The following is a 23,074-nucleotide window of genomic DNA, read 5'->3' on the forward strand; positions in this document are numbered from 1 at the left end:
GGGGGTGTCAGTCGGTGCCGTCGGGGCCGGCGAGGGGCAGTCCTGCCTCGGCCGCGGCGTCGAAGCCGTCGTCCACCGCGACCACGGCGCGGCCGGCGGCGTCGAGCAGGGACGCGGCTATCGCCGCGCGCATCCCACCGGCGCAGTGCACCCAGACCACCCCGTCCGGCACTTCGCCGATGCGGCCGCGCAGCTCGTGGACCGGGATGTGGACCGAGCCGTCGATACTGCCGTCTGCCCGTTCCGAGTCCCGGCGCACGTCCAGGACGACCACGTCGTCGCCGCGCTCGCGCACGTCGGCGAGGTCGGCGAAGCGGGCGCGAGGGAAGGAGGCGAGCCGTTCGCCGGAGCGGACCCAGCCGGCCGGGTCGCCGGTGGCCGCGGCGGCCGGGCGGTCGATGCCCACCCGCGCGAGTTCCCGCTGCGCGTCGGCGATCTGCGCCGGGGTGTCGGCGAGCAGGGTGACGGGCTTGCCCCACGGGATCAGCCAGGCCAGGTAGGTGGCGAGCTTGCCCTCGCCCTCGAAGTTGAACGATCCGGCCACATGCCCCCGGGCGAAGGCCGTACGGCTGCGCAGGTCCACCACCCACTCGCCCGCGGCGAGGCGGGAGGCGATCTCCTCGGCGTCCGCGCGCTCGGGCGGGGTGAGGTCGACCGGAGCGGGGCCCGCCGCGTTGGCGGGGCCCATGTGCGCGTAGTAGGCGGGCACGTCGTCCAGCCCGGCGAGCGTCTGCGCGACGAAGGCGTCCACGTCGAGGGTCAGCGCGAGGTTGGCGCTGCGCTCCTTGCCGATCGTGGTCGCGTCCCCCTCGGCCTGGGAGGAGGAGCAGAAGCTGCCGAATCCGTGGGTGGGCAGCACGGCCACCTCGTCTTCCAGCTCGTCGGCCAGCCGGTGGGCGGAGGCGTGCTGGGCGCGGGCCAGTTCCCCGGTCAGCCTCGGCTCGACCAGGTCGGGGCGGCCCACCGTGCCGATCAGCAGCGATCCGCCGGTGAACGCGGCCACGTCGCGCCCGTCCTCGGTGAGGACGTAGGAGGTGTGGTGCGGGGTGTGCCCGGGAGTGGCGATGGCGCGCAGGGTCACGCCCTCGTCCACGGACACGGTGTCGCCGTCGACGACGGGAGTGCGGGAGAAGGACACGTGCGCCCCGGCCGGCACCAGGTACCGGGCGCCGGTGACGCGGGCCAGCTCCAGACCGCCGGTGACGTAGTCGTTGTGCACATGGGTCTCGGCCACGAAGGCGATGCGCACCCCGCGGCGGGCGGCTGCGGCGATGACCTGGTCGATGTCGCGCGGCGGGTCGACGACCACCGCGGCGTCGGTTCCGCCGGCCAGGTAGCTGCGGTTGCCCAGACCCTCGTACTCCAGGGTGTCGACAAAGAACACGGCTCACGCTTCCTCTCGGACGATGTACCCCGGGGGGTATCTGACACTCACCCTAACAGCTATACCCGGGGGGGTATTCCGAGAGCGGACGCCTCCCTGCCCGAGGCGTCCGCGGGTGCCGTCGCCCGCGTCTTCCGGCGGCGCCTTCTCGCCGCGCCGGCCCCGCGAGAGGCCGTCGAAGCCGCCCCGGCGCACCAGGCCGGGACCTACGAACCTGATCGCGCCGCGGAACCCCAGGCCGCGCTCCGCCGAGCCGCCGGCGCCCCGGTGAGGCTCATCAGGATCCTGGCGGCGCGGCCGCTCCGAGCACGGCACAGGCCGGGGGCGGGAGATCTCCCGCCCCCGGCCTGTGCCGAGGTCATGGCGCCGCGCGCCGCGTGCCCGTGCCGCTCCGTCAGTCTTTGTCGCCCTGGTCGCCCTGGGCGCTCTTGGTGAAGCCGTCCTGCCAGGCGGCCTTCGCCCCCGAGTCCCCGATCCGGTACACGTCCACCATGGCGCCCGCGGCCACCCCGACGCACAGGACCGCCGTCACGACACGGACAGCCGTCGCGGACCGGGCCGTGACGGGCCGGCTCCGGTCCCCGGACCCGGCCTCCGCAGCGGCCGGCCTGCGGGCCGTCCACCAGACGACGGCCGCCAGCACCAGCAGGCCCGCGGCCCACGGGAGCAGCCCGTCGCCGAGCTCGGCGTGCTTGCGCACCAGGGCGTTGCTGTCCACGTGCTCCTCCAGCCACTCTCCGGCCTCCGAGGCCAGGGGCACGGAGGCCAGCGTCACCAATGCCAGCAGAGGCAGCACCACGCCCATGCGCCGCGCGGCACTCGGCCATATCGCGCCGACCACGAGCGCCAGTGCGCTCAGTGGCACGAGCACGATGACGAAGTGCACGATCAGGACGTGTGCGGGCAGACCGTTGACAACGGTGAGGCTCATCGGGTGTTTCCTCCAGAAAGCGGCCGTGGGGAGCCGGCGCGCGCACAGGTGTCCCCCGTGGCGGCCGGTTACGGCGCGTCAGCCTGGCACAGGAAGCTCTCAGCTTCTTCTGAACACACGCGTTTCCGGACCGCACCCGGCGAGCGCCGGGAGTCCGTCCGGCCCGGCGGAGGGGGACGAACGGCCCCTGCCGTCGGCGCCGGGCGAAGGCGCAGGCTGAAGGAGGGTCGCGCAGTCGGTCCCCGCGCAGTCGATCCCCTGAACAGGAAGGGCGGGTGTCAGGCATGAACGCCCAGGCCACGAGCGGGGCCGAGGAAACGCGGGTGCTGGTCGTGGAGGACGACCGCGGCATCGCGGAGTCCCTGGTACGAGGCCTGCGCCGAGCCGGGTACGTCGTCGAGGGAGTCAGCACCGGGCGGGCGGCGCTGTCGGCGCCGAGCCCCGATGTCGTCCTGCTCGATCTCGGGCTGCCCGACATCGACGGCGTCGAGGTGTGCCGAAGGCTGCGGGCCCGGTCGGACGCGGTGATCATCGCGGTGACCGCGCGGGGCGAGGAGGCGGACCGGGTGGTGGCCCTGGACGAGGGGGCCGACGACTACCTCGTCAAGCCGTTCGGGCTGGCGGAGCTGCTCGCACGGATGCGGGCCGTGCTGCGCCGCAGACGCCCGACGGGCCCGGAGATCCTGCGGCACGGGCGGCTGGAACTGGACCTGCGCACCCGGCAGGTCTCGGTGGACGGCCGGGCGGTGGCGCTGACGCCGAAGGAGTTCGGCATTCTGGAGTGCCTGGCCGCCGACCCCGGCCGGGTGGTGAGCAGGCAGCAGATCCTGGACCGGGCCTGGGACGCCCACTGGTACGGCCCCACCAAGGTGCTGGACGTGCATGTCGCCGCGCTGCGCCGCAAGCTCGCCGTGCCGGGGCTGATCGAGACCGTCTACGGGCACGGCTTCCGGCTCGGGGCGGCCCGGGAGCAGTCGTGACCCGCCGGATCACCTGGACGCTCCTGGTCCTGACCTCCGTACTGCTGGTGCTGGCCGTGGTCCCGCTGGGGGTGTCGCTGACGGCCCGCGAGCGGGTGGCCTTCCGCGACAACCAGCGGGCCGCCACCCGCGTGATCGCCGCGGCCGCCGAGGAACACCTCTCCGATCACCAGCCGGCGACCGCCGTGCGCGGGGAGCTGGCCGCCGCCGCCCGCTCGGGCGACTGCGCCGCCGTGTACGACGTCGCCGGACGCGTGGTCGCGAGTACGCCCTGCACCGCGGCCCAGGGGGAGGAGTCGCAGGAGCTGGTGACGAAGGTGCTGGCCGGGCACGAGCCCGAAGGTCCGGAGAACGAGGGCCGGCTGCTGACCGCGGAACCCGCCGGCGAGATCCGGCGTCCCGCCGGCGCCGTGGTCCTCGCCCGGTCCGCGGCTCCGCTCGACGCCCGGGTCGCCGCGATCTGGGGCTGGTCCGCGGCGATCGGCACGGCGGGCCTGGCCGCATCGGTGCTGCTGTCCGCCCGTCTCGCCCGCTGGGTGAGCCGCCCGCTGTCTTCGCTGGACGCCACGGCGCGGCGGCTCGGCGAGGGTGCTCTCGACGAGCGGGCGGACGTCGGCGGCGGACCGCCGGAGGTCCGCCGGCTGGCCGCGACGTTCAACACCATGGCGGCCCGCACGGAGGCCCTGGTGCACGGCCACCGGGCCGTGATCGCGGACGTGTCCCACCAGTTGCGCACCCCGCTGACCGCGCTGCGGCTGCGGCTCGACGTGCTGTCCGCGGGGGCCGAGGGCGACACCGCCGCGGAGCTGTCCGCCGCCCAGCAGGAGGTCGCCCGGCTGTCCCGGCTGGTCGACGGGCTGCTGGCGGTGGCGCGCGCCGAGCAGGCCACACCGCGTCCGGCCGCCGTGCGGGTCGGCGAGGTGGTGGCCGAGCGGGTGGCCGCCTGGTCGCCCGTGGCCGAGGAGCGCGACGTCCGGCTGACCGCGCCCGAAGGGCCCGCGCCGACGGCCGCGCTGGGCGCGGGTCACCTTGAGCAGATCCTCGACAACCTGATCGCCAACGCCGTGGAGGCCGTTCCCGACGGGGGAAGCGTGACGGTCGACGTCCGGACGGCGGCCAGGGGCTGGTCCCGTGTGCGCGTGATCGACGACGGACCCGGGATGTCCGAGGAGGCGAAGGCGGTCGCCTTCCGCCGGTTCGGCAACACGGAGGCCAGGGGCACCGGCCTGGGGCTCGCCATCGTCCACCGGCTGGTCACCGTCAACGGCGGTACGGCACGGCTGGAGGACACGCCGGGCGGAGGGCTGACCGTGGTGCTGGATCTGCCTCTGTGGCGGGAATGAGGCATGCCGCCACGGGCCCGGATCCCAGGCCCGGATCCCGGATCCCAGGGCCCGGGTCCCGGAGATCTTTACCGGTTCTGAAGAGGTCGTGAGCGAGTTCCCGTGTGCCGTCGCCTCAGCCTGGAGGTGCACGCAACCGATCCGGGCCGCCGATCCACCAGGGAGCCGCCGCCATGTCACCCTCGCCCGACGACTTCGACCAGCCCTTCCCTCCGGCGCCTCCGGCGCGTTCCCCACAAGCACGCGATCGCGGCCTGCGGCGGACCCGCCGCGTCACCCGGTGGACGGCCGTCACCGCCGTCGCGGGCGCGGCGGCCCTGGGAGGTCTGTACACCCACGTGCTGCCGGGCGGCTCGGCCGCTCCCGCGCCGGCGGGCCCGCCCGCGCACAGCCCCGCGGCGTCCTCCTCCACCGCAGCGGGAGAGGACGACGGGGAACACGGGCAGGCGGGAAGTCACGACAGCGACGGGGACGACGCGGGCGACGACGGGGGCACCGCCCCCGCCGCACAGCCGGCGCCGCTGGCCCCGTCCCCGCCGCCCGCCCCGACCCAGCAGCCGCCCCACACCACGACGGGGGCGTCATGACCACCCGCACCCCCGCGCCGCCTGCCGCCCGAACCGCCTTCCCCGCCCTCGGCACCACGGCCGAGCTGCTGGTGACCGACCCCCGCGCGCTGGCCGTCGCGGAGGCCGTCCTGCGCGCCGAGCTGGACGTCGTCGACCGCGCCTGCAGCCGCTTCCGGCCGGACTCCGAACTCACCCGGGTGAACCTGACCGCCGGCGCCACGACGACGGTCGGCGGACACTTCGCCGAGGCCCTCCAGGCCGCGCTGCGGGCCGCCCGGCTGACCGGCGGAGCCGTGGACCCGACGGTGGGCAGGGCGGTGATCGCGCTCGGCTACGACCGCACCTTCGCCTCCCTGCGCCCCGACGACGCACGCCCCCTGCCCGTCGCCCGCCCCGCCCCCGGCTGGCAGCGGATCGTCTTCGACGCGCACACCCGCCGGCTGCGCCTGCCCCCGGACACGCGTCTCGACCTCGGCGCCACCGCCAAGGCCCTCGCCTCCGACCGTGCCGCCCGGCGCGCCGCCACGGCCGCCGGCTGCGGGGTCCTGGTCAGCCTCGGCGGCGACCTCGCGACGGCCGGGCAGGCCCCCGAGGGCGGCTGGCGGATCGCTCTGGCCGACGATCACGCCGGGCCCGCCCGCGGTGAGGGACCCGCCGTCGCCGTGACCGGAGGCGCGCTGGCGACGTCGGGCATCGGCGTGCGCACGTGGCGACGCGCAGGACGCGCCCTGCACCACATCGTCGACCCGGTCACCGGGGAACCCGCCACCGCCGTCTGGCGCACCGTGACCGTCGCCGCCGCCACCTGCGTGGACGCCAACACCGCCGGCACGGCGGCGATCGTGCTCGGCGACCGGGCCGTCGACTGGCTGCGCTCCACCGCCCTGCCGGCCCGTCTGGTGCGCCTCGACGGCGCCGTCGTACGCCTCGGCGGCTGGCCGCCCGATTCCCCCGCGTCGGCCGAAGGAGGCCCGCGATGACGGCCCTGGCCCTGACCGGCAGCCCCCTGTGGTATGCGAGCCGGGCGAGCGGCACCCTCGCGCTGGTCCTGCTCACCGCCACCGTGGTGCTCGGGATCGCCTCCGGCGGTCGTGCCGCGCCGCGCCGCCTCGGCCGGTTCGAGATCGGACGGCTGCACCGCGACCTGTCCCTCCTCACCCTGGTGTTCCTCGCCGTGCACGTGGTGACCGCGGTACTCGATCCCTTCGTGCATCTGGGGTGGGCGGTGTCCGTGGTGCCGTTCACGGCGTCCTACCGGCCGCTGTGGCTCGGGCTGGGCACGACCGCGTTCGACCTGCTGCTCGCGGTGCTGGTCACCAGCGCGCTGCGGCTGCGGCTGGGGGTGCGACGCTGGAAGGCGGTGCACTGGCTGGCGTACGCGGCCTGGCCGTTCGCCCTCTTCCACGGCGTGGGCACCGGCACCGACACCCGGCTCTCCCTCCAGCTGTGGCTCTACGCGGGGTGCCTGGCGTCGGTGGTCGGGGCCGTGTGGTGGCGGCTGGCGAAGGCCGGTCCGGGGCGGGTCACCGGACGACTGACGGCCGCCCTGGCCGCGACCGCGGTACCGGTGGTGCTGACCGCGTTCCTCGCCGCCGGGCCGCTCCAGCCGGGCTGGGCCCAGCGGGCCGCCGCGACGACGATCCTCGCCGGGAGCGGACGATGAACTCCTCGGACACGACGCCTCTCACCCGCGCGCCGGAGACCTCCACCGCGCCCCGGCTGCTGGCGGGATGGCACGCCACCGGCCGGCCGGACACCCTGGCCGGTCATCTGGGACGCCACGGGCCGTCGCCCGTCGCCGCGGTCCTCGCCGGCCGCGGGCGCTGCGGCGGGGCGATGTCGCTGGTGGACGCCGTCGGAGCGGCCGGGCTCACCGGACGCGGCGGGGCGGGTTTCCCCACCGCCCGCAAGCTGCGTGCGGTCGCGGAGCGGCGGGGGCGCGCCGTGGTCGTCGTCAACGCGATGGAGAGCGAGCCGGCCAGCCGCAAGGACCGGTTCCTGCTCGCCATGGCGCCCCACCTCGTCCTCGACGGGGCCGTCCTCGCCGCGACGGCGGTCGGCGCCGACACCGTCCACGTGTGCCTGCCCCGCGACCGCTCCGCCCAGCACGAGCAGCTCGGCGCCGCCCTGGAGGAACGCCGGCGCGCACGCCTCGATCCCGTGCGGCTGCGCCTGCACGCCCTGCCGCCCGCCTACGTGGCCAGCGAATCGACCTCCCTGGTGAGCTGGCTCAACGGGGGTCCCGCGCGCCCCGGGGGCGGCCCGCCACGCACCCACGAACGCGGTGTCGCCCGCCGCCCCACCCTGGTCCACAACGCCGAGACGCTCGCCCACATCGCGCTCATCGCACGCCACGGCCCCGACTGGTTCCGGCAGGCGGGCACCCCGGAGGAGCCCGGCACCACGCTGGTCACCGTCTCCGGCGCCGTCGCCGGTCCGGCTGTACTGGAGGTCGCGCCGGGCACGCCGCTCACCGCGGTCCTCGACCTCGCCGGAGGGCCCACGGAACGCCTTCACGGGGTCCTGCTCGGCGGGTTCGCCGGCGCCTGGCTCCCCGAGGCCCGTCTGCGCACGCCGCTCACCCGGCGCGACCTGGCCCCCTTGGGCGCCGCCCCCGGCGCGGGAGTGATCGTCGCACTCGCCGGCTCGGCCTGCGGGCTGACCGAGACGGCCGGGATGCTGGCCTACCTGGCCGCGCACAGCGCCCGGCAGTGCGGTCCCTGCCGCTTCGGACTGCCCGCCGTGGCCGAGGACTTCACCGCGCTGGCCGCCGGGCGGGCGGACCCGGACCTGCTGTCACGGCTGCACCGCCGGACCGGACTGCTGCCGGACCGGGGCGCCTGCCGCCACCCGGACGGCGCCGCCCGCCTCGCCGCCTCCGCCCTGCGCGTCTTCGCCGACGACGTCGACCGGCACCTCGCCCACGGCGCGTGCCCCGCGGCCCACCGGTCGCCGCAGATCCCCGTACCGTCCGCCGCACCCCCGGAGACATGGCGATGACCCGCACCCGAACCCTGCGCATCGACCGCATCGCCTGCACCGGCCAAGGTCTGTGCGCCGAGCTGCTCCCCGAGCTCATCGACCTCGACGAATGGGGATACCCGATCGCCGGGGACCCGGCCGTGCCCGACCGGCTGCGCACCCACGCCCGCCGGGCGGTCGCCGCCTGCCCCCGCCTGGCCCTGCACACCGACGACGACCCGGCCTGACCGGACCGCGCACGACCGTTCGGCCCTGGATGAGGGCCGGACGTCACATGCCGTCGGCGCCGGGGTGCGATGTGATGGAGGGGGGCCTTCCGACGGCCACCGCACCGGACCGGACCGAGGTACGCCATGAACGACTCTCCGCACACGGCACGACTGCGCGGTCTGACCAGGATGGTCGCGTCCCCAGGACTCGAACCGGTCCTGCTGGTCGTCACGGCGGCGGCCCTGGCCGGCGGCGGCATCGCCTGGCTCGCCGGAGCCGGCGGTCTCGCGGACCTGTTCTGGGCACTGGGCGCCCTGGCCGCGGTCGTCCCCGCGCTGGGGTGGGTGCTGGCCGCCCTGCGTCACGGGCACGCGGGCGTGGACCTCATCGCCGTGCTCGCGCTCGGCGGCACCCTGGCGGTCCACGAGTACCTGGCCGGAGCGCTGATCGCGCTGATGCTCGCCACCGGCCGCACCCTCGAGGCCGCCGCCCAGCGACGGGCCTCCCACGACCTGCGCGCCCTGCTCGAACACGCCCCGCGCTCCGCGCGCCGCCGCACCGACGCGGGGGTGGCCACGGTGGCGCTGGCGGAGGTCGTCGTCGGCGACCTGCTCGTCGTCGGCCCCGGCGAGGTCGTCCCCGTCGACGGCCGCGTGGAAAGCGCGACCGCCGTCCTCGACGAGTCCGTGCTCTCGGGCGAGTCCCTCCAGGTCGAGCGCGTGCGGGACGAAGGGGTGCGCAGCGGCGTGGTGAACGCCGGCGGCGCCTTCGAGCTGCGCGCCACTGCCACCGAACAGGACAGCACGTACGCCGGCATCGTGCGGCTGGCCCAGCAGGCCGGGGCCGAGTCCGCGCCCGTCGTGCGGCTGGCCGACCGCTACGCGGCCTGGTTCCTGCCCCTGTCCCTCGTGGTCGCGGGTCTGGCCTGGCTGATCAGCGGCTCCGCCGTGCGCGCGGTCGCGGTCCTGGTCGTCGCCACACCCTGCCCCCTGCTGCTGGCGGCCCCGGTCGCCATCGTCTCCGGTCTCTCCCGTGCCTCGCGCCTCGGCGTCGTGATCCGCGACGGCGGCGCCCTGGAGAACCTCGGCCGCGCCCGCACCCTCCTGCTCGACAAGACCGGCACCCTCACCCGCGGCCGCCCCCGCGTCCTCGACGTGACCGCCGCCCCCGGCCTCACCCCCGCGGAAGCCCTCCGTCTGGCGGCCTCGCTGGACCAGTACTCCCCCCACGTGCTGGCTCAGGCCATCGTGGACACCGCCCGGGAACGCAAGCTGGAGCTCTCGATCCCCTCCGACGTCACCGAGGAGCCCGGCCGCGGCGCCTCCGGCACCGTCGACGGCCACCATGTCGCCGTCGGCCGCGTCGGCGACCGCGACGCCTGGCCGGCCTGGGCCGCGGCGGCCGACAACCGCGCCCTCCTCGACGGCGCGGCCGTCGCCTGGCTCACCGTCGACGGACAGCTCTCCGGCGCCGTGCTGCTGCGTGACCCCCTGCGCCATGACGCCCCTCGCACCCTGCGCCACCTGCGGTCCGCCGGCATCGAACGGCTGATGATGCTCACCGGCGACCGCTCGGCGCCCGCCCACGAAATCGCCGCCGTCCTCGGCCTCGACGACGTCCGCGCGGAGCTCACTCCGGCCGACAAGGTCGCCGCCGTGCGCGACGAACGCACCCGCGCGGTCACCGTGATGGTCGGCGACGGCGTCAACGACGCGCCCGCCCTCGCCGCCGCGGACATCGGCGTGGCCATGGGCGCCCGCGGTTCCACCGCCTCCTCGGAGGCCGCCGACATCGTCCTGACCACCGACCGCGTCGACCGGCTCGCCGACGCCGTGACCATCGCGCAACGCGCCCGGCACATCGCCCTGCAGAGCGCCCTCGGCGGCATGCTGATGTCGCTGGCGGCCATGGCCGCGGCCGCCGTCGGCCTGCTCCCGCCCGCCGTCGGCGCGCTGCTCCAGGAGGGCATCGACGTCGCCGTCATCCTCAACGCGCTGCGCGCCCTGCGCGTCGACCGGACCTCGCGACCGGCCCTCACCCCTGCCGCCGAAGCGCTCATCAACCGGTTCGCCGCCGAGCACGACGACCTTCAGGACGTCCTCGAATCGGTCCGCGACGCGGCCGACCGTCTCTCCGGCAGCCCGGGCCCGTCGGCGCTGGCCGCCGTGGAGGAGACGCACCGGCTGCTCACCGAGCGGCTGCTGCCGCACGAACACGCCGAGGAACACCAGCTCTACCCTGCCCTGGCCCCCGCCCTCGGCGGCCCGGAGACCACCGCCACCATGAGCCGCGCCCACGCCGAGATCGAGCGTCTGTCCCGGCGTATCGCCACCCACATCCAGCTCGCCCGGGCCGGAGGCGGCCTGGCCCCCGCGCAACTCGACGACCTGCGCTCCTGCCTCTACGGCCTGAACACCGTGCTGCGCCTGCACTTCACCCAGGAGGAGGAGAACTACTTCTCGCTGGCCCCGTAGCCGCTGCCGCGGACCGGTCGGCGGGCGGGCGGACGTCAGGGCGGTGGGCGGACGTCGGGTCAGTGGGCGGACGTCAGGGGGGCGGGCGGGCCTGCCGTGACCCCGCCGTCCAGGACGAACTCCGAGCCGGTGGAGAAGGTGGCCTCGGCGGCGATGAAGGCCACCATGCGGGCGACCTCCTCGGGCTCACCGAACCGGGGCAGCGGCTGTCCGTCGGTGAAGGAGTCGTCGAAGCCGGCGGTCATGGCCGTGCGCACCGCTCCGGGGTGGACCGAGCAGACCCGGATCCCGTCCGGGGCCAGTTCGAGGGCGGCGGCCTTCGTCAGGCCGCGCAGCGCCCACTTGCTCGCCACATACGAGCCGATGCCGACGTAGCCGGTGATGCCGGCGATCGAGGAGATGTTCACGATCACTCCGCCGCCGCGGCGGCGGAGAGAGGGAGCCGTCGTCCGTATGCCCAGCCAGGCTCCCTGGAGGTTGACGTCGACGACCCGCCGGAAGGATTCGAGGGTCTGTTCCTCGATCGTCCCGAACTCGAGGATCCCGGCGTTGTTGACCAGGACGGAGACCGGGCCCAGTTCGCGTTCGGTCCGCGCCACCACCGCCTGCCAGCCGTCCTCGGTGCTCACGTCGAGGTGCGCGTAGCGGGCCGGGGCGCCCAGTTCCGCGGCCAGTTTCTCCCCGTCGGCGTCCAGGACGTCGGCGACGACCACGGCGGCGCCCTCCTCCGCCAGCAGGCGTGCCACGGCGGCCCCGATGCCCCGGGCGCCGCCCGTGACGATCGCCACCGCTTCGTCGAGACGTCCCATCACGACCTCCTGCACGATGCTTGCGTCCGGTGATCCAGAACCAGTGTGGGTTCTGCGCGGCCCGTGCGCACGCGGGAGGCCGGGTGGACGGTCACCCGGTGGAAGGGGAGCACCGTTTCGGGACCTACGGCCCGGTGCGGCGGATCACGAGGCGGGCCCGGGGCCCGGCTCGCCCGTCCAGGCGAACCCGTCCTCCGGCAGCACCAGCGTGCAGGTCTCTCCCGGAGCGATGGTGACGGCCCGGTCCGGGAGCATCACGCGGATCGACGACTCCTCGGAGTCGGGTATGCCGATCTGCAGACGACGGCTGCGACGCCGTACGGTCACCCCCCAGTGGCCGCGGTAGCGCAGGGAGAACCCGTACTCGGAGAGCGCGGGCAGCGGCACCGGGTCCAGCCACAGGGCGTCCTCGCGCGTCTCCAGTCCCGTCAGGCCGCGCTGAACCAGGTCGAGGGTGCCGGCCATGGCTCCGAGATGGACGCCTTCGCCGGTCGTGCCGCCCTGGATGTCGGCGATGTCGGCCTCCAGGGCCTCCTGGATGTACTGCCAGGCGCCGGCCCGTCTGGCCTTGGCCAGGACCAGGCCGTGGACCAGCCCGCTGAGTGTGGAACCGTGGCTGGTGCGCCGGAGGTAGTAGTCGACGGTCCTGCGCCAGACCTCGTCGTCCAGGTGGTACCCGAGACGCCGGAACAGGTCCCGCAGCTCGGCGGGCGAGAACAGATAGCCGAGCATCAGGACGTCGGCCTGCTTGGACGCCTTGTAGCGGTTGACGGTGTCGCCCTCCGCCTCCAGGATCCGGTCCAGCCGCCGGATGCTGTCGTAGCGCGCCCGGTAGGCGTCCCAGTCCAGCTCGGCGAGGGCGTCGTAGCCCTCGAACTGGCTGATGACGCCCTGGTGGAACGGCACCGTCAGCCGTCGCGAGACCTCCTCCCACTGGGGGAACGCGTCGTCGTTCAGCCGGATGCGGTCGAGCAGTTCCGCACGGCGCCACCGGGGAAGGCGCCGCAGGAGGTCCAGGGCGCGCGCGAGGACCCAGGCGGCCGTGACGTTGGTGTACGTGTTGTCGTCCAGCCCCGGCAGCACCGCGCCCGGATACGAGTCGTGGTACTCGTCGGGGCCGACGACGCCCCGGATGCGGTAGCGGTCCGTGGCGGGATCCAGGACCGCGAGGTCCGCCCAGAAGCGGGCGATCTGCAGGAGCATCTCCGCACCCCTCGTGTGCAGGAACTCGGTGTCGCCCGTCGCTTCGCAGTACTGCCACACGTTGTAGGCGACGGCCGAGCCGACGTGGTGCTGCAGCCGGGAGTGGTCGGGCAGCCAGCGCCCGGAGTGGGGGTTGAGATGCCGTTCCTGGGTCTCCTCGCGGCCGTCGCTGCCGCTCTGCCACGGGTACATCGCCCCGCCCCGGCCGCTCTCGGCGGCGGCCCGGCAGGCGCGTGGAAGGCGCCGGTATCGGTAGTTCAGCAGTTCCCGGGAGACCTCCGGGAAGTGCAGGTTGAGGTACGGCAGGACGAACAGCTCGTCCCAGAAGACATGGCCGCGGTACGCCTCGCCGTGCAGCCCCCGGGCCGGGACGCCCACGTCCAGGTCCGCGGTGTGCGGCGACAGCGTCTGCAGGACGTGGAAGAGGTGGAACCGCAGGACGCGGCCGGCCCGGCCGGGGACGTGGATGTCGGCGGCCCGCCACAGCCGCTGCCATGCCGCGACGTGGGAGTGCAGCAGGGCCGGGAAGTCGCCCGCCGCCGTCACCCGGTCGAGGGCCGCCTCGAGGGGACCGCTGATGGCCCTGTCGCGTGAGGTGTGCAGCGCCACGGTCTTCTGCACGGTGACGGTGTCGCCGGGCGCCATGGGGACCACCATGCGGTGGACGGCCCTGCGGCGGCCGGGACGCAGCTCCGACGAGGACGGGGGCCGGCCGACGACGACGGTGCGGGCGGCCATGGCGACCCCGACGTCCGAGGAGCTGGTCCGGCAGCTCAGCCAGACCGTCCGGGGCTCCACCGCTCCCGTCCGCACCCGGGTGAGATGACGGCTGTCGAGAGCGCGGTACCGGTGCACGTTGCCGTTGGTCACCTCGCCGTCGAGACCGGACTCGACCTCGACCTCCCCCGACCAGTCCTCGGCCGTGAACACGGTCCGCAGCGCGGCCAGATGGGGATCCGCCATGTGCACCAGGCGGACCTGCTCCACGCGCAGCGCACGCCCTTCGGCGTCCTGGAGCCGGAACGTGCGGGTCAGCGTGGCTCTGCGCAGGTCCAGGACGTGCCGGTGGCCGGCCGGCCGCGATGTGTCGGGCGAGAACCACGGGCCCGCCGTCCCGTCGGCGGAGCGGAGGCGGAATCGCAGGAGCAGCCAGTTCGGGAGGTTCACCAGGTCCTCGTTCACCACCCGGCGTCCCGCTACCGTCGACTCCAGCCGGTTGTAGACCCCGGCCGCGTAGGTGGCCGGGTAGTGCGTCAGGCCCGCCGTGCACTCGGGCACCGCGCCGCGGGTGGCGAAGTAGCCGTTGCCGAGCGTGCACAGGGCTTCGCGCAACTGCTCGGCAGCGGGGTCGTATCCGTCGTACTCCCAGGTCCAGTCCGGCATCCCTCGCCTCGCCCTCTTCCCTCACCGCACGTGCGGACGCGCGGGGGTTCAGGCTCGCTGCGGGACGACGGCCACGGGGCACTCGGAGTGGTGCAGCAGGGCGTGGGCGACCCGGCCGAGCTGCAGACCGAAGCGGCCGTGCCTGCGCAGTGCTCCCACGACGACGAGATCGGCCTCGGCCGCCGCCTCCAGGAGAGCCCGGTGAGCGGGGCCCTCGACGGTCCGGCGGTGCACTTCGACCCGCGGATGCTCCCGGGCGGTGTCACGGGTCGCTTCGGTGAGGCGGGCGGAGGCCTGTTCCTCGTGGGCGCGGACGGCATCGTCCACGACCAGGGGCTGGTCCGCGTGCTCGTGTGCGGGGCGGCGCCAGGCCCGGACCGCGTGGAGTGCGCAGCCGCGCGCCTCGGCCTCCCGGAACGCGAACCGTACGGCGGCCGAGCTCTCGGCGCCCTCGCCGACACCGACCACGACCCGGCCACAGGAGCCGCGCCGGTTGCGCTCCCCGCCACGGACCACGACGACCGGGCACACGGCGCGGGCGGCCACCGTGAGGCTGACCGACCCCAGCAGCGTGCCGGCGATCTCGCCGCGGCCGCGCGAGCCCGTCACCAGGGCGAAGGACTCGGGGGCGGTGTTCAGCAGCACGGCCGCGGCGTCGTCGGCGACCACCTCGCTCGACACCTTCAGCTCCGGGCCGAGCCGCCGGGCGCGCTCGGCACAGGACGCGGCGATGTGCTTCGCCATGATCTCCTCGGACGGGCGGCCGGTGGTGAAGGACGGGCGGGCCCCTTCGTACCGCTCCCACCTGGAGGCGTGGACGAGCCGCAACGGCAGCCCGTGACGTGCCGCCTCGTCCACCGCCCAGTCCACGGCCTCCAGGCTGGAATCCGATCCATCGACGCCCACGACCAGCGGGAGCTCCATCCTCCCCACCGCCTTCCTGCCAGGGAACCGCGAGACCTCCTGTATTACCGTCGCACCGCCTCGGGCCCGTCGCGACACGGGGAACGGGTTCGTCGCACCCGTGCGGGCCGGGAGGCGGAGCCCCCGTCCGGGTTGCACCACGGCGGTTTGCGGCGATCGTGGAGTCATACGTACGTCAGGGAGGAACACGGCACGGGGTGCGCCCCCTCGCCGCGACGCGCTTCCGGGCCTGTCCGCGCCTACGAAGACCACGGCCCCGCACGGCGAGACGTCGTGACCGGGTACGAAGCCCCGCTTCCGCCCGCGAGGCCATGGAGAAGGGAAGGCCTCAGTGGTCTGGAGGACCGGCATTTTCTCAGCCATGACCAAGGAACACCGCGAGCAGCTCATGGCGCTCGCGCATGAGGTGTCGTTCGCGACGGGCGACCGCATCTTCGACGAGGGCGCGACGGCCGACCGGTTCTGGATCATCCACACGGGCACGGTCTCTCTCGACCTTCGCGTACCGGGCCGGCAGCCCGCGGTCATCGAGTCCCTCGGCGCGGGAAAGCTGCTGGGCTGGTCCTGGCTGGTCCCTCCCTACGTCTGGCATCTGGGGGCCGAGGCCGCCAGCCCCGTGCGGGCCTACGAGTTCGACGCGGCGGCGGTCCGTGCGCTGTGCGCCGAGGATCCGCGGCTGGACCACGAGCTGTGCACCTATGTGTCGGGCGTGCTCGCGCGTCGGCTCAGAGCCGCCCGGGTGCGGCTGCTCGACCTGTACGCGCCCTACGGCGCGGGCGAGGTTCCCTGACGAAGCGAGACGAGGTGGTGGGACATGCCCGAGACCCCGCACATCGTGAGCGATGTGATGACGCAGACGGTCGTGGCCGTCGGGCGCGACGCGCCGTTCAAGGAGATCGTCCGGACCATGGAGCAGTGGAGCGTCAGCGCCATGCCGGTCCTGGAGGGCGAGGGGCGCGTCGTCGGCGTCGTCTCCGAGGCCGACCTGTTGCCCAAGGAGGAGTTCCGCGAGGGCGAGCAGAGCATGTACGAACAGCGGGAGCGGCTGCCCGACGTCGCCAAGGCCGGGGCGACGACGGCCGGGGAGCTCATGAGCGCTCCCGCCGTCACCGTGCGCCCCGACGCGACGCTGGCGCAGGCCGCGCGGATCATGGCGGTGCGTCACGTCAAGCGGCTGCCGGTGGTCGACGACATCGGCATGCTCCAGGGCATCGTCAGCCGCGCCGATCTGCTGAAGGTCTTCCTGCGGTCGGACGACGACATCGAGGAGGAGGTCCGCCGCACCGTGGTGTCCTACCTCTTCCCGGCCTTCAGTCACGCCATCCACGTGAACGTGGACGAAGGAGTCGTCACCCTCCGCGGACACATCCAGGACACCTCCCTCATCTCGGTCGCGGTGCGCCTCGTACGCGCCGTCGAGGGTGTCGTGGACGTCGAGCCCCACCTCACGGGCGGGTCCGCGACACCGGCCCGTCCCGATGGCCCCCGGTGAGCCACGCCGCCGGCCGCCGCCCCTCTCGCGGTGAGGACGGTCAGCCGCGCAGCGGCGGACGCTGAGCCGGTCCGGTCAACCCGAGGGCGAGCGACATCACGGCGGCGCCGGACAGCGTCACCGCGAAGCGGAGTCCGGCAGCACACCCTCCGCGCACGGCCCGCCCCGGCGGTCCACGCAGAGGCCACGACCGGCGCCGGAGGGCGACCGCGTTCACCGTCCGTTCCCGCTTCCACCGAGACGGAGGCCTCACCGTGGAACGAGTCCTCACCGTGGGCCTCGACGGCTCACCCGAGAGCCTCGCCGCCGCCCACTGGGCGGCCGACGAGGCCGAGCGGCGCGGGCTCGCCGTGCGCCTGCTGCACGCGTGGCCCCTGCTGGTGCCGGAACCGACGCGCATCCCCGCGGAGATCGACCAGAACCACTGGGCGAAGCGGCTTGTCCACCACGCCCGGGCGGAGCTCCTGGCCCGTCACCCGGGCCTCACGGTCGTCGAGGACCTGGTCGCCGACGACGCCCGGAACGCGCTGCTCCGGGCGGCGTCGGAGTCGGAGGAGCTGGTGCTCGGCTCACGGGGCCTCACCTCCGCGGAGAGCTACTTCCTCGGGGACGTCGGCATGCCCGTGGTGGCCCGGTCGGACCGGCCTGTGGTGCTGGTGCGCGCCGCCGAGCGGCTGGACGAGGGACACGCGGCCGCGTCCGGGCCGCCCGGCGTCGTGGTGGTGGCACTGAAGCTGAAGGCCCCGTGCGACGACCTGCTCGAGTACGCCTTCACCGCTGCGGCGGCGCGGGGCGTCCCCGTGCGAGCCGTCCACGGCCGCGCCGTGCCGCTCCACGCGTACGCTCCCTGGGGCCTGGACCACACGGTGACCCACGAGGTCAGACAGGACGCCCGGAAGGGCCTGGACCTGGCCCTGCGTCCCTGGCGCGAGAGGTTCCCGGGCGTGGCCGTGAGCGAGACGGTCCGTCTCGACAGCCCCGCCAGGGCCGTCATGGGCGCCTCCGGGAGCGCCGGCCTGCTGGTCGTCGGCCGGCGCAGGCGCCGTCCGACCGTGACGGCTCGGTTGGGGCCCGTGGCCCAGGCCGCGGCCCACCACGCACGGTGTCCTGTCGCGGTCGTCCCCCACGACTGAGCCGGGCCCGCCACGGAACCCCCGTGGTCCGGTGAGCCCGACAGGCCGACGGGGCGACGGGCCCGGTTGCCGGGCAGACCGGCCGGAGTGACCGTTGAGGTGGGGGAGCAAGGGAGTGAGCAACGTGCGAGCGCTCGTCTACCACGGTCCGGGACAGAGCTCCTGGGACACCGTCCCCGACCCGGTGATCGAGGAGGCGACGGACGCGATCGTGCGCGTCGACGCGACCACCGTCTGCGGCAGCGATCTGCGCATCCTGCGAGGAGACCTCCCCGAGGTGAAACCGGGCACGGTTCTCGGGCACGAGGCCGTCGGCGAGGTCGTGGAGGTCGGGCGCGACGTCCACCATCTGCGCCCCGGCGACCAGGTGATCGTGTCGGCCGTCTCGGCGTGCGGTCGATGCAGGGAGTGTCGCGACACCGTGTTCGGGCAGTGCAGTGGGGGCGGCGGCCGGCTCCTGGGCGATCGCATCGACGGGACCCAGGGCGAACTGGTGCGGGTGCCCCTCGCCGACCGCTCCGCCCACCGACGGCCGGGGAACGTCGCTCTGGACGACGCGATCCTGCTCTCCGAGGTGCTCCCCACCGCCTACGAGGTCGGGGTGCGGAACGGCCATGTGAGCCCGGGAGACACCGTCGTCGTGGTGGGAGCGGGGCCTGTCGGCCTCGCCTCGGCGGGCATCGCGCGCCTCTACTCGCCCCGCCGGGTCGTGGTGGTGGACCTGTCCCCCGCGCGGCTCGAAGCCGCGGCCCGGATGGGGCTCGAGGCCGCCGGGTCGCCCGGCGAGCTGGTCGCCGACCTGTCCGAGGGACCGGGCGCGGACGTGGTCATCGAGGCGTCGGGGGAACCGGACGGCTTCGCTCTGAGCACCCGCGTCGTCCGCACCGGCGGACACATCGCCAACATCGGCATGCACGGCAGGCCGGTCATCCTGCATCTCGAGTCCCTGTGGCGCAAGAACGTGACGATCAGCACCGGTCAGGTGGACACGTCCTCCACACCGTGGCTGCTGGAGCGGGTGAGGTACGGGGATCTCCCCGTCTCCGGGCTGGTCACGCACTCCTTCCCCCTCGACCGGATGGAGGACGCCTACCGGGCGTTCGCCCACGGACCGGCCACGGGAGCACTCAAGGTGGTCCTGCACCGCGCCTGACAGGAGGCCCGGCACCGGTGCGAACGAGCCTGGCCTGTCGCCGGTCGAACGGGCCGGGGCGGTCGCGGATCCGAACGGGCCGGGCCGAACCCCTCCCCTGTCGCCGCGGACCGCGCCGCGTCGGACCGCGCCGCGCGGCCGAAGTGCAGTCGAGGGCCGACTCGGAGACCCTGGAGACCAGAGGCAGTGCCGGGAGGAGCGCCGATGCACTGGGAGACCATCCGCAAGGACACCACCCCGGTCGTCCCACCCCGCCTCGCCGACTACGACCGGGCCCGCTCGGCCTTCACCTGGGCGCGGGCGCGCGACGACCTGGCCGGGCTGCCCGGCGGCGGCCTCAACATGGCCCACGAGGCGGTCGACCGGCACGCGGCGTCGGCCCGCGCGGACCGGGTCGCGCTGCGGTGCGTCGCTCGCGACGGCTCCGTCTCGTCCGTCACGTACGCGGAACTGGCCCGCCGTACGGCACGCTTCGCGAACGTCCTCGGATCGCTCGGCGTGGGCCGCGGCGACCGGGTGTTCACCCTGCTCGGCCGTTGCCCCGAGCTGTACACCGCGGTGCTGGGCACGCTGAAGAACACCAGCGTGCTCTGCCCGCTGTTCTCCGCCTTCGGCCCCGACCCGGTGGAACAGCGGCTGCGGCTCGGGGACGCGCGGGTCCTCGTCACCACCGCGGCCCTTTACCGGCGCAAGATCGCCGGGCTCCGCGCGTCGGTTCCCGGGCTCGAACACGTCCTGATCGTCGGTGACGGCGCCGGTGAACTGCCCGGCACCGTCTCCTTCGACGACCTGATGTCCGAGGCCCCGGACACGTTCACGATCCCGCCGACGGCGCCCGACGACATGGCCCTGCTGCACTTCACCAGCGGCACCACCGGCACGCCCAAGGGAGCCGTCCACGTGCACGAGGCGGTGGTCGCCCACTACGCGACAGCCGCGTACGCACTCGACCTGCGCCCCGAGGACGTCTACTGGTGCACCGCCGACCCGGGCTGGGTCACCGGCATGTCGTACGGGATCGTCGCCCCGCTCGCGCACGGGGCCACGGTGGTCGTCGACGAGGGCGACTACGACGCCCGGCGCTGGTACCGGGTCCTCGGCGAACAGGGTGTCACGGTCTGGTACACCGCGCCCACGGCCCTGCGCATGCTCATGCGCGCCACCCCCCGTGAGGGTCCCTACGACCTGCCGCGCGCCTACGACCTGTCGGCCCTGCGGTTCGTCGCCTCTGTGGGAGAGCCCCTCAATCCGGAGGCCGTGGTGTGGGGGCAGGACGTCCTGGGTCTGCCGGTGCACGACAACTGGTGGCAGACGGAGACCGGTTGCATCATGATCGCGAACTTCGCCGGCTGCGAGATCCGGCCCGGCTCGATGGGACGACCGCTGCCCGGCGTCGAGGCGACCGTGCTGGAGCGGGGCGAGGACGGCCGGGCACTGGTCGTCGACGGCAGCGTCCGCGAGGTACGGGACGCCGACGTCGAGGGCGAGTTGGCGCTGCGGCCGGGCTGGCCGTCGATGTTCCGCGGCTATCTGCACGACGAGGAGCGCTACGACGCGGCGTTCGCCGGCGGCTGGTACCTCACCGGTGACCTGGTCCGCCGCGACACGGACGGCTGGTACTGGTTCGTGGGACGCGCCGACGACGTCATCAAGTCGGCAGGGCATCTGATCGGCCCCTTCGAGGTGGAGAGCGCGCTGATGGAGCACCCGGCGGTGGCCGAGGCCGGGGCGATCGGACGGCCGGACCCGGTCGCCGGGAACGTCGTCAAGGCGTTCGTGTCCCTGCGCCCCGGCGTCGAGCCGACGCCGGATCTGGAGCGGGAGCTGCTGGCGTTCGGCCGCCGCAGACTGGGCCCCGCCGTCGCTCCCCGGGAGATCGCGTTCGACCAGAACCTGCCCAGGACCCGCAGCGGGAAGGTGATGCGCCGTCTGCTGCGGGCGCGTGAACTGGGCCTGCCGATGGGAGACCTGTCGACCCTGGAGGGATCCGGATGAGCGTGGCCCGTCCCACCCGCACCCGTAAGGACTCCGCGCCTGCGAAGTCCGGCAAGAAGACGCCCGAGCGCGGCGCGGGCGGCCGCGCTCCGGCCGGACGGCCGGTCCCCGGCCCCGGCTCGGCCCCGGACCCAGACCCCGGACACCGTAGGGACCTGCTGGAGACGATGCTGCGCATCCGGCGCTTCGAGGAGCGGTGCGTCGAGCTGTACAGCGCCACGAAGATCCGCGGCTTCGTCCACCTCTACATCGGCGAGGAGGCGGTCGCCGTCGGCGTCACCCAGGCACTGGCCCCCGAGGACGCGGTGGTGTCCACCTACCGCGAACACGGGCACGCCCTGGCCCGCGGGATCCCGGCCGACGCCGTGATGGCCGAGATGTACGGCAGGACGACCGGGTGCAGCGGCGGCCGGGGCGGATCCATGCACCTGTTCGACGCGAGCCGGCGCTTCTACGGCGGCAACGCGATCGTCGCCGGCGGCCTCCCGCCGGCCGCGGGCCTGGCCCTCGCCGACCGTATGCGCGGGCAGAACCGCGTCACCTGCTGCTTCTTCGGCGACGGGGCTTTCGCCGAGGGCGAGTTCCACGAGACGGCGAACCTCGCGGCGCTGTGGAGACTTCCCCTGCTGCTGGTCTGCGAGAACAACCTCTACGCCATGGGCACCGCCCTGGCACGTCACGAGGCGCAGACCGACCTCGCCATGCGGGCCGCCTCGTACGGCATGGTCGCCTGGACGGTGGACGGCATGGACGTCGAAGCCGTCGAACAGGCGGCCCGACGGGCCGTCGAGGGCATCCGGACCGGTACCGGACCGCACTTCCTGGAACTGCGCACCTACCGCTTCCGCGCCCACTCGATGTACGACCCGGACCGGTACCGCGAGAAGCAGGAGATCGAGAAGTGGAAGTCCCGGGATCCGATCGAGCTGCTCAGGGACCGTATGCGGGAGAACGGTGAACTGCGCGACAAGGACATGGCCCGGATCGAGCGGCGGATCACCGCCGAGATCGAGCACGCGGTCGAGGCGGCCGAACAGGCGCCGCGGGAGCCCGTCGGCGACCTCCTGCGCCACGTCACCAGTTCCCCGGCGGGGGCGGTGAGCTGACGGTGGGCGCGGACGGAGAAGACCTGGCGGCGAGGACGACCTACCGGGAAGCCATGCGTGAGGCGCTCCGGGAGGCCCTGCGCTCCGACGACCGGGTCTTCCTCATGGGCGAGGACGTGGGCCGCTACGGCGGATGCTTCGGCGTGAGCCTCGGCCTGCTGGAGGAGTTCGGGCCCGAACGGGTCCGCGACACCCCGCTCTCGGAGTCCGCGTTCGTGGGCGCGGGCATCGGCGCCGCCCTGGCCGGGATGCGGCCGGTCGTCGAGATCATGACCGTCAACTTCAGCCTGCTCGCCCTCGACCAGATCCTCAACAACGCCGCCACCCTGCTGCACATGTCGGGCGGCCAGCTGCCCGTACCGCTGGTCATCCGCATGACCACGGGCGCCGGGCGGCAGCTGGGCGCGCAGCACTCGCACAGCCTGGAGGGCTGGTACGCGCACATCCCCGGCATCCGCGTCCTCGCCCCCGCCACCCTCGAGGACGCCCGCCACATGCTGGCCCCGGCGCTCGCCGACCCCGACCCGGTCCTGGTCTTCGAGCACGCAGGCCTCTACAACGTCTCCGGAGAACTGCTCCCGCCGGCCGCGCCCGTGGACCTGGACCACGCCGCGATCCGCCGCCCCGGCACCGACATCTCCCTGATCACGTACGGGGGTTCGCTGCCCAAGACCCTGGCGGCGGCGGACGAGCTGGCCGCGGCGGGAATCAGTGCGGAAGTGATCGACCTGCGCACGCTACGCCCCCTCGACGACGCGGCCGTCAACGCCTCCGTCGCCCGGACCCACCGTGCCGTCGTCGTCGACGAGGCATGGCGGACGGGAAGCCTCGCCGCGGAGGTGTCCGCCCGCATCGCGGAGGACTCGTTCTACGAACTGGACGCGCCGGTCGAGCGGGTGTGCAGCGCCGAGGTGCCGATGCCGTACGCCCGGCAGCTGGAGGAGGCCGCGCTCCCGCAGACCGCCGACATCGTCGCGGCCGCCCACCGGGCGGTGGACTGACC

20 protein-coding genes are annotated in these 23,074 nt (G+C 74.4%); 15 read left to right on the forward strand and 5 right to left on the reverse strand.

Annotation, left to right across the window (positions count from 1 at the left end):
• Nucleotides 1-7: 7 nt before the first annotated feature.
• Together IE239_RS11585 and IE239_RS11590 are read right to left on the reverse strand one after the other, a co-directional pair.
• Nucleotides 8-1,384: an MBL fold metallo-hydrolase gene (locus IE239_RS11585; RefSeq protein WP_190149164.1), complete on the reverse strand. Its 1,377-nt coding sequence runs from the start codon at nucleotides 1,382-1,384 to the stop codon at nucleotides 8-10.
• Nucleotides 1,385-1,778: 394 nt separating this feature from the next.
• Nucleotides 1,779-2,315: a DUF2231 domain-containing protein gene (locus IE239_RS11590; protein ID WP_190149165.1), complete on the reverse strand. Its 537-nt coding sequence runs from the start codon at nucleotides 2,313-2,315 to the stop codon at nucleotides 1,779-1,781.
• A 284-nt stretch (nucleotides 2,316-2,599) separates the two neighbouring features.
• On the opposite strand from IE239_RS11590, the gene IE239_RS11595 reads away from it, so the two are divergent.
• The 8 genes from IE239_RS11595 to IE239_RS11630 all read left to right on the forward strand — a co-directional run bounded on the left by IE239_RS11595 (nucleotide 2,600) and on the right by IE239_RS11630 (nucleotide 10,873).
• Nucleotides 2,600-3,295 (forward strand): response regulator transcription factor, encoded by a 696-nt coding sequence (locus IE239_RS11595; RefSeq protein ID WP_190149166.1) that lies wholly within the window; start codon nucleotides 2,600-2,602, stop codon nucleotides 3,293-3,295.
• Nucleotides 3,292-4,638 (forward strand): sensor histidine kinase, encoded by a 1,347-nt coding sequence (locus IE239_RS11600; RefSeq protein ID WP_190149167.1) that lies wholly within the window; start codon nucleotides 3,292-3,294, stop codon nucleotides 4,636-4,638. The genes IE239_RS11595 and IE239_RS11600 overlap by 4 nt, the downstream gene beginning before the upstream one ends.
• 173 nt (nucleotides 4,639-4,811) lie before the next feature.
• The gene (locus IE239_RS11605) at nucleotides 4,812-5,225 is read left to right on the forward strand and encodes a hypothetical protein (protein WP_229878033.1); all 414 of its coding nucleotides are present in this window, start codon (nucleotides 4,812-4,814) and stop codon (nucleotides 5,223-5,225) included.
• Complete coding sequence (locus IE239_RS11610; protein WP_190149169.1) at nucleotides 5,222-6,187, forward strand: FAD:protein FMN transferase; 966 nt, start codon at nucleotides 5,222-5,224, stop codon at nucleotides 6,185-6,187. Before IE239_RS11605 ends, IE239_RS11610 begins: the two co-directional genes overlap by 4 nt.
• A complete protein-coding gene (locus IE239_RS11615) occupies nucleotides 6,184-6,870 on the forward strand; it encodes a ferric reductase-like transmembrane domain-containing protein (protein WP_190149170.1) in 687 nt (228 codons plus the stop codon). Before IE239_RS11610 ends, IE239_RS11615 begins: the two co-directional genes overlap by 4 nt.
• Nucleotides 6,867-8,207, forward strand: a complete 1,341-nt coding sequence (locus IE239_RS11620; protein ID WP_190149171.1) for an NADH-ubiquinone oxidoreductase-F iron-sulfur binding region domain-containing protein — start codon at nucleotides 6,867-6,869, stop codon at nucleotides 8,205-8,207. The genes IE239_RS11615 and IE239_RS11620 overlap by 4 nt, the downstream gene beginning before the upstream one ends.
• The gene (locus IE239_RS11625; protein WP_190149172.1) at nucleotides 8,204-8,416 is read left to right on the forward strand and encodes a ferredoxin; all 213 of its coding nucleotides are present in this window, start codon (nucleotides 8,204-8,206) and stop codon (nucleotides 8,414-8,416) included. Before IE239_RS11620 ends, IE239_RS11625 begins: the two co-directional genes overlap by 4 nt.
• A 126-nt stretch (nucleotides 8,417-8,542) precedes the next feature.
• Nucleotides 8,543-10,873, forward strand: a complete 2,331-nt coding sequence (locus IE239_RS11630; protein ID WP_190149173.1) for a heavy metal translocating P-type ATPase — start codon at nucleotides 8,543-8,545, stop codon at nucleotides 10,871-10,873.
• A 59-nt stretch (nucleotides 10,874-10,932) separates the two neighbouring features.
• Here the strand turns inward: IE239_RS11630 and IE239_RS11635 are convergent, their stop codons facing one another.
• The 3 genes from IE239_RS11635 to IE239_RS11645 form a co-directional block, all read right to left on the reverse strand.
• Nucleotides 10,933-11,682 carry a glucose 1-dehydrogenase gene (locus tag IE239_RS11635; protein WP_190149174.1) on the reverse strand — a complete coding sequence of 250 codons (750 nt, stop codon included), beginning with the start codon at nucleotides 11,680-11,682 and terminating at the stop codon, nucleotides 10,933-10,935.
• Between the two features lie 144 nt (nucleotides 11,683-11,826).
• Nucleotides 11,827-14,268, reverse strand: a complete 2,442-nt coding sequence (locus IE239_RS11640) for a glycoside hydrolase family 65 protein (protein WP_190149175.1) — start codon at nucleotides 14,266-14,268, stop codon at nucleotides 11,827-11,829.
• A gap of 48 nt (nucleotides 14,269-14,316) precedes the next feature.
• A complete protein-coding gene (locus IE239_RS11645; protein WP_190149176.1) occupies nucleotides 14,317-15,192 on the reverse strand; it encodes a universal stress protein in 876 nt (291 codons plus the stop codon).
• A gap of 361 nt (nucleotides 15,193-15,553) precedes the next feature.
• Between IE239_RS11645 and IE239_RS11650 the strand changes: the two genes are divergently transcribed.
• The 7 genes from IE239_RS11650 (at nucleotide 15,554) to IE239_RS11680 (ending at nucleotide 23,072) form a co-directional block, all read left to right on the forward strand.
• Nucleotides 15,554-15,982 (forward strand): cyclic nucleotide-binding domain-containing protein, encoded by a 429-nt coding sequence (locus IE239_RS11650; RefSeq protein ID WP_190149177.1) that lies wholly within the window; start codon nucleotides 15,554-15,556, stop codon nucleotides 15,980-15,982.
• 24 nt (nucleotides 15,983-16,006) lie between these two features.
• On the forward strand, nucleotides 16,007-16,684 hold the full coding sequence (locus tag IE239_RS11655) for a CBS domain-containing protein (protein ID WP_190149178.1): 678 nt from the start codon (nucleotides 16,007-16,009) through the stop codon (nucleotides 16,682-16,684).
• Nucleotides 16,685-16,938: 254 nt separating this feature from the next.
• Nucleotides 16,939-17,817 (forward strand): universal stress protein, encoded by an 879-nt coding sequence (locus tag IE239_RS11660; protein WP_190149179.1) that lies wholly within the window; start codon nucleotides 16,939-16,941, stop codon nucleotides 17,815-17,817.
• 124 nt (nucleotides 17,818-17,941) lie between these two features.
• Nucleotides 17,942-18,970 (forward strand): alcohol dehydrogenase catalytic domain-containing protein, encoded by a 1,029-nt coding sequence (locus tag IE239_RS11665; RefSeq protein WP_190149306.1) that lies wholly within the window; start codon nucleotides 17,942-17,944, stop codon nucleotides 18,968-18,970.
• A gap of 204 nt (nucleotides 18,971-19,174) precedes the next feature.
• Nucleotides 19,175-20,965, forward strand: a complete 1,791-nt coding sequence (gene acsA / locus IE239_RS11670; RefSeq protein ID WP_190149180.1) for an acetate--CoA ligase — start codon at nucleotides 19,175-19,177, stop codon at nucleotides 20,963-20,965.
• A complete protein-coding gene (pdhA, locus tag IE239_RS11675; protein ID WP_190149181.1) occupies nucleotides 20,962-22,071 on the forward strand; it encodes a pyruvate dehydrogenase (acetyl-transferring) E1 component subunit alpha in 1,110 nt (369 codons plus the stop codon). The genes acsA and pdhA overlap by 4 nt, the downstream gene beginning before the upstream one ends.
• Nucleotides 22,068-23,072 (forward strand): alpha-ketoacid dehydrogenase subunit beta, encoded by a 1,005-nt coding sequence (locus IE239_RS11680; protein ID WP_190149307.1) that lies wholly within the window; start codon nucleotides 22,068-22,070, stop codon nucleotides 23,070-23,072. The genes pdhA and IE239_RS11680 overlap by 4 nt, the downstream gene beginning before the upstream one ends.
• The last annotated feature ends 2 nt before the right edge of the window (nucleotides 23,073-23,074 follow it).

Source organism: Streptomyces humidus, assembly GCF_014649655.1.
GTDB lineage: Bacteria > Actinomycetota > Actinomycetes > Streptomycetales > Streptomycetaceae > Streptomyces > Streptomyces humidus.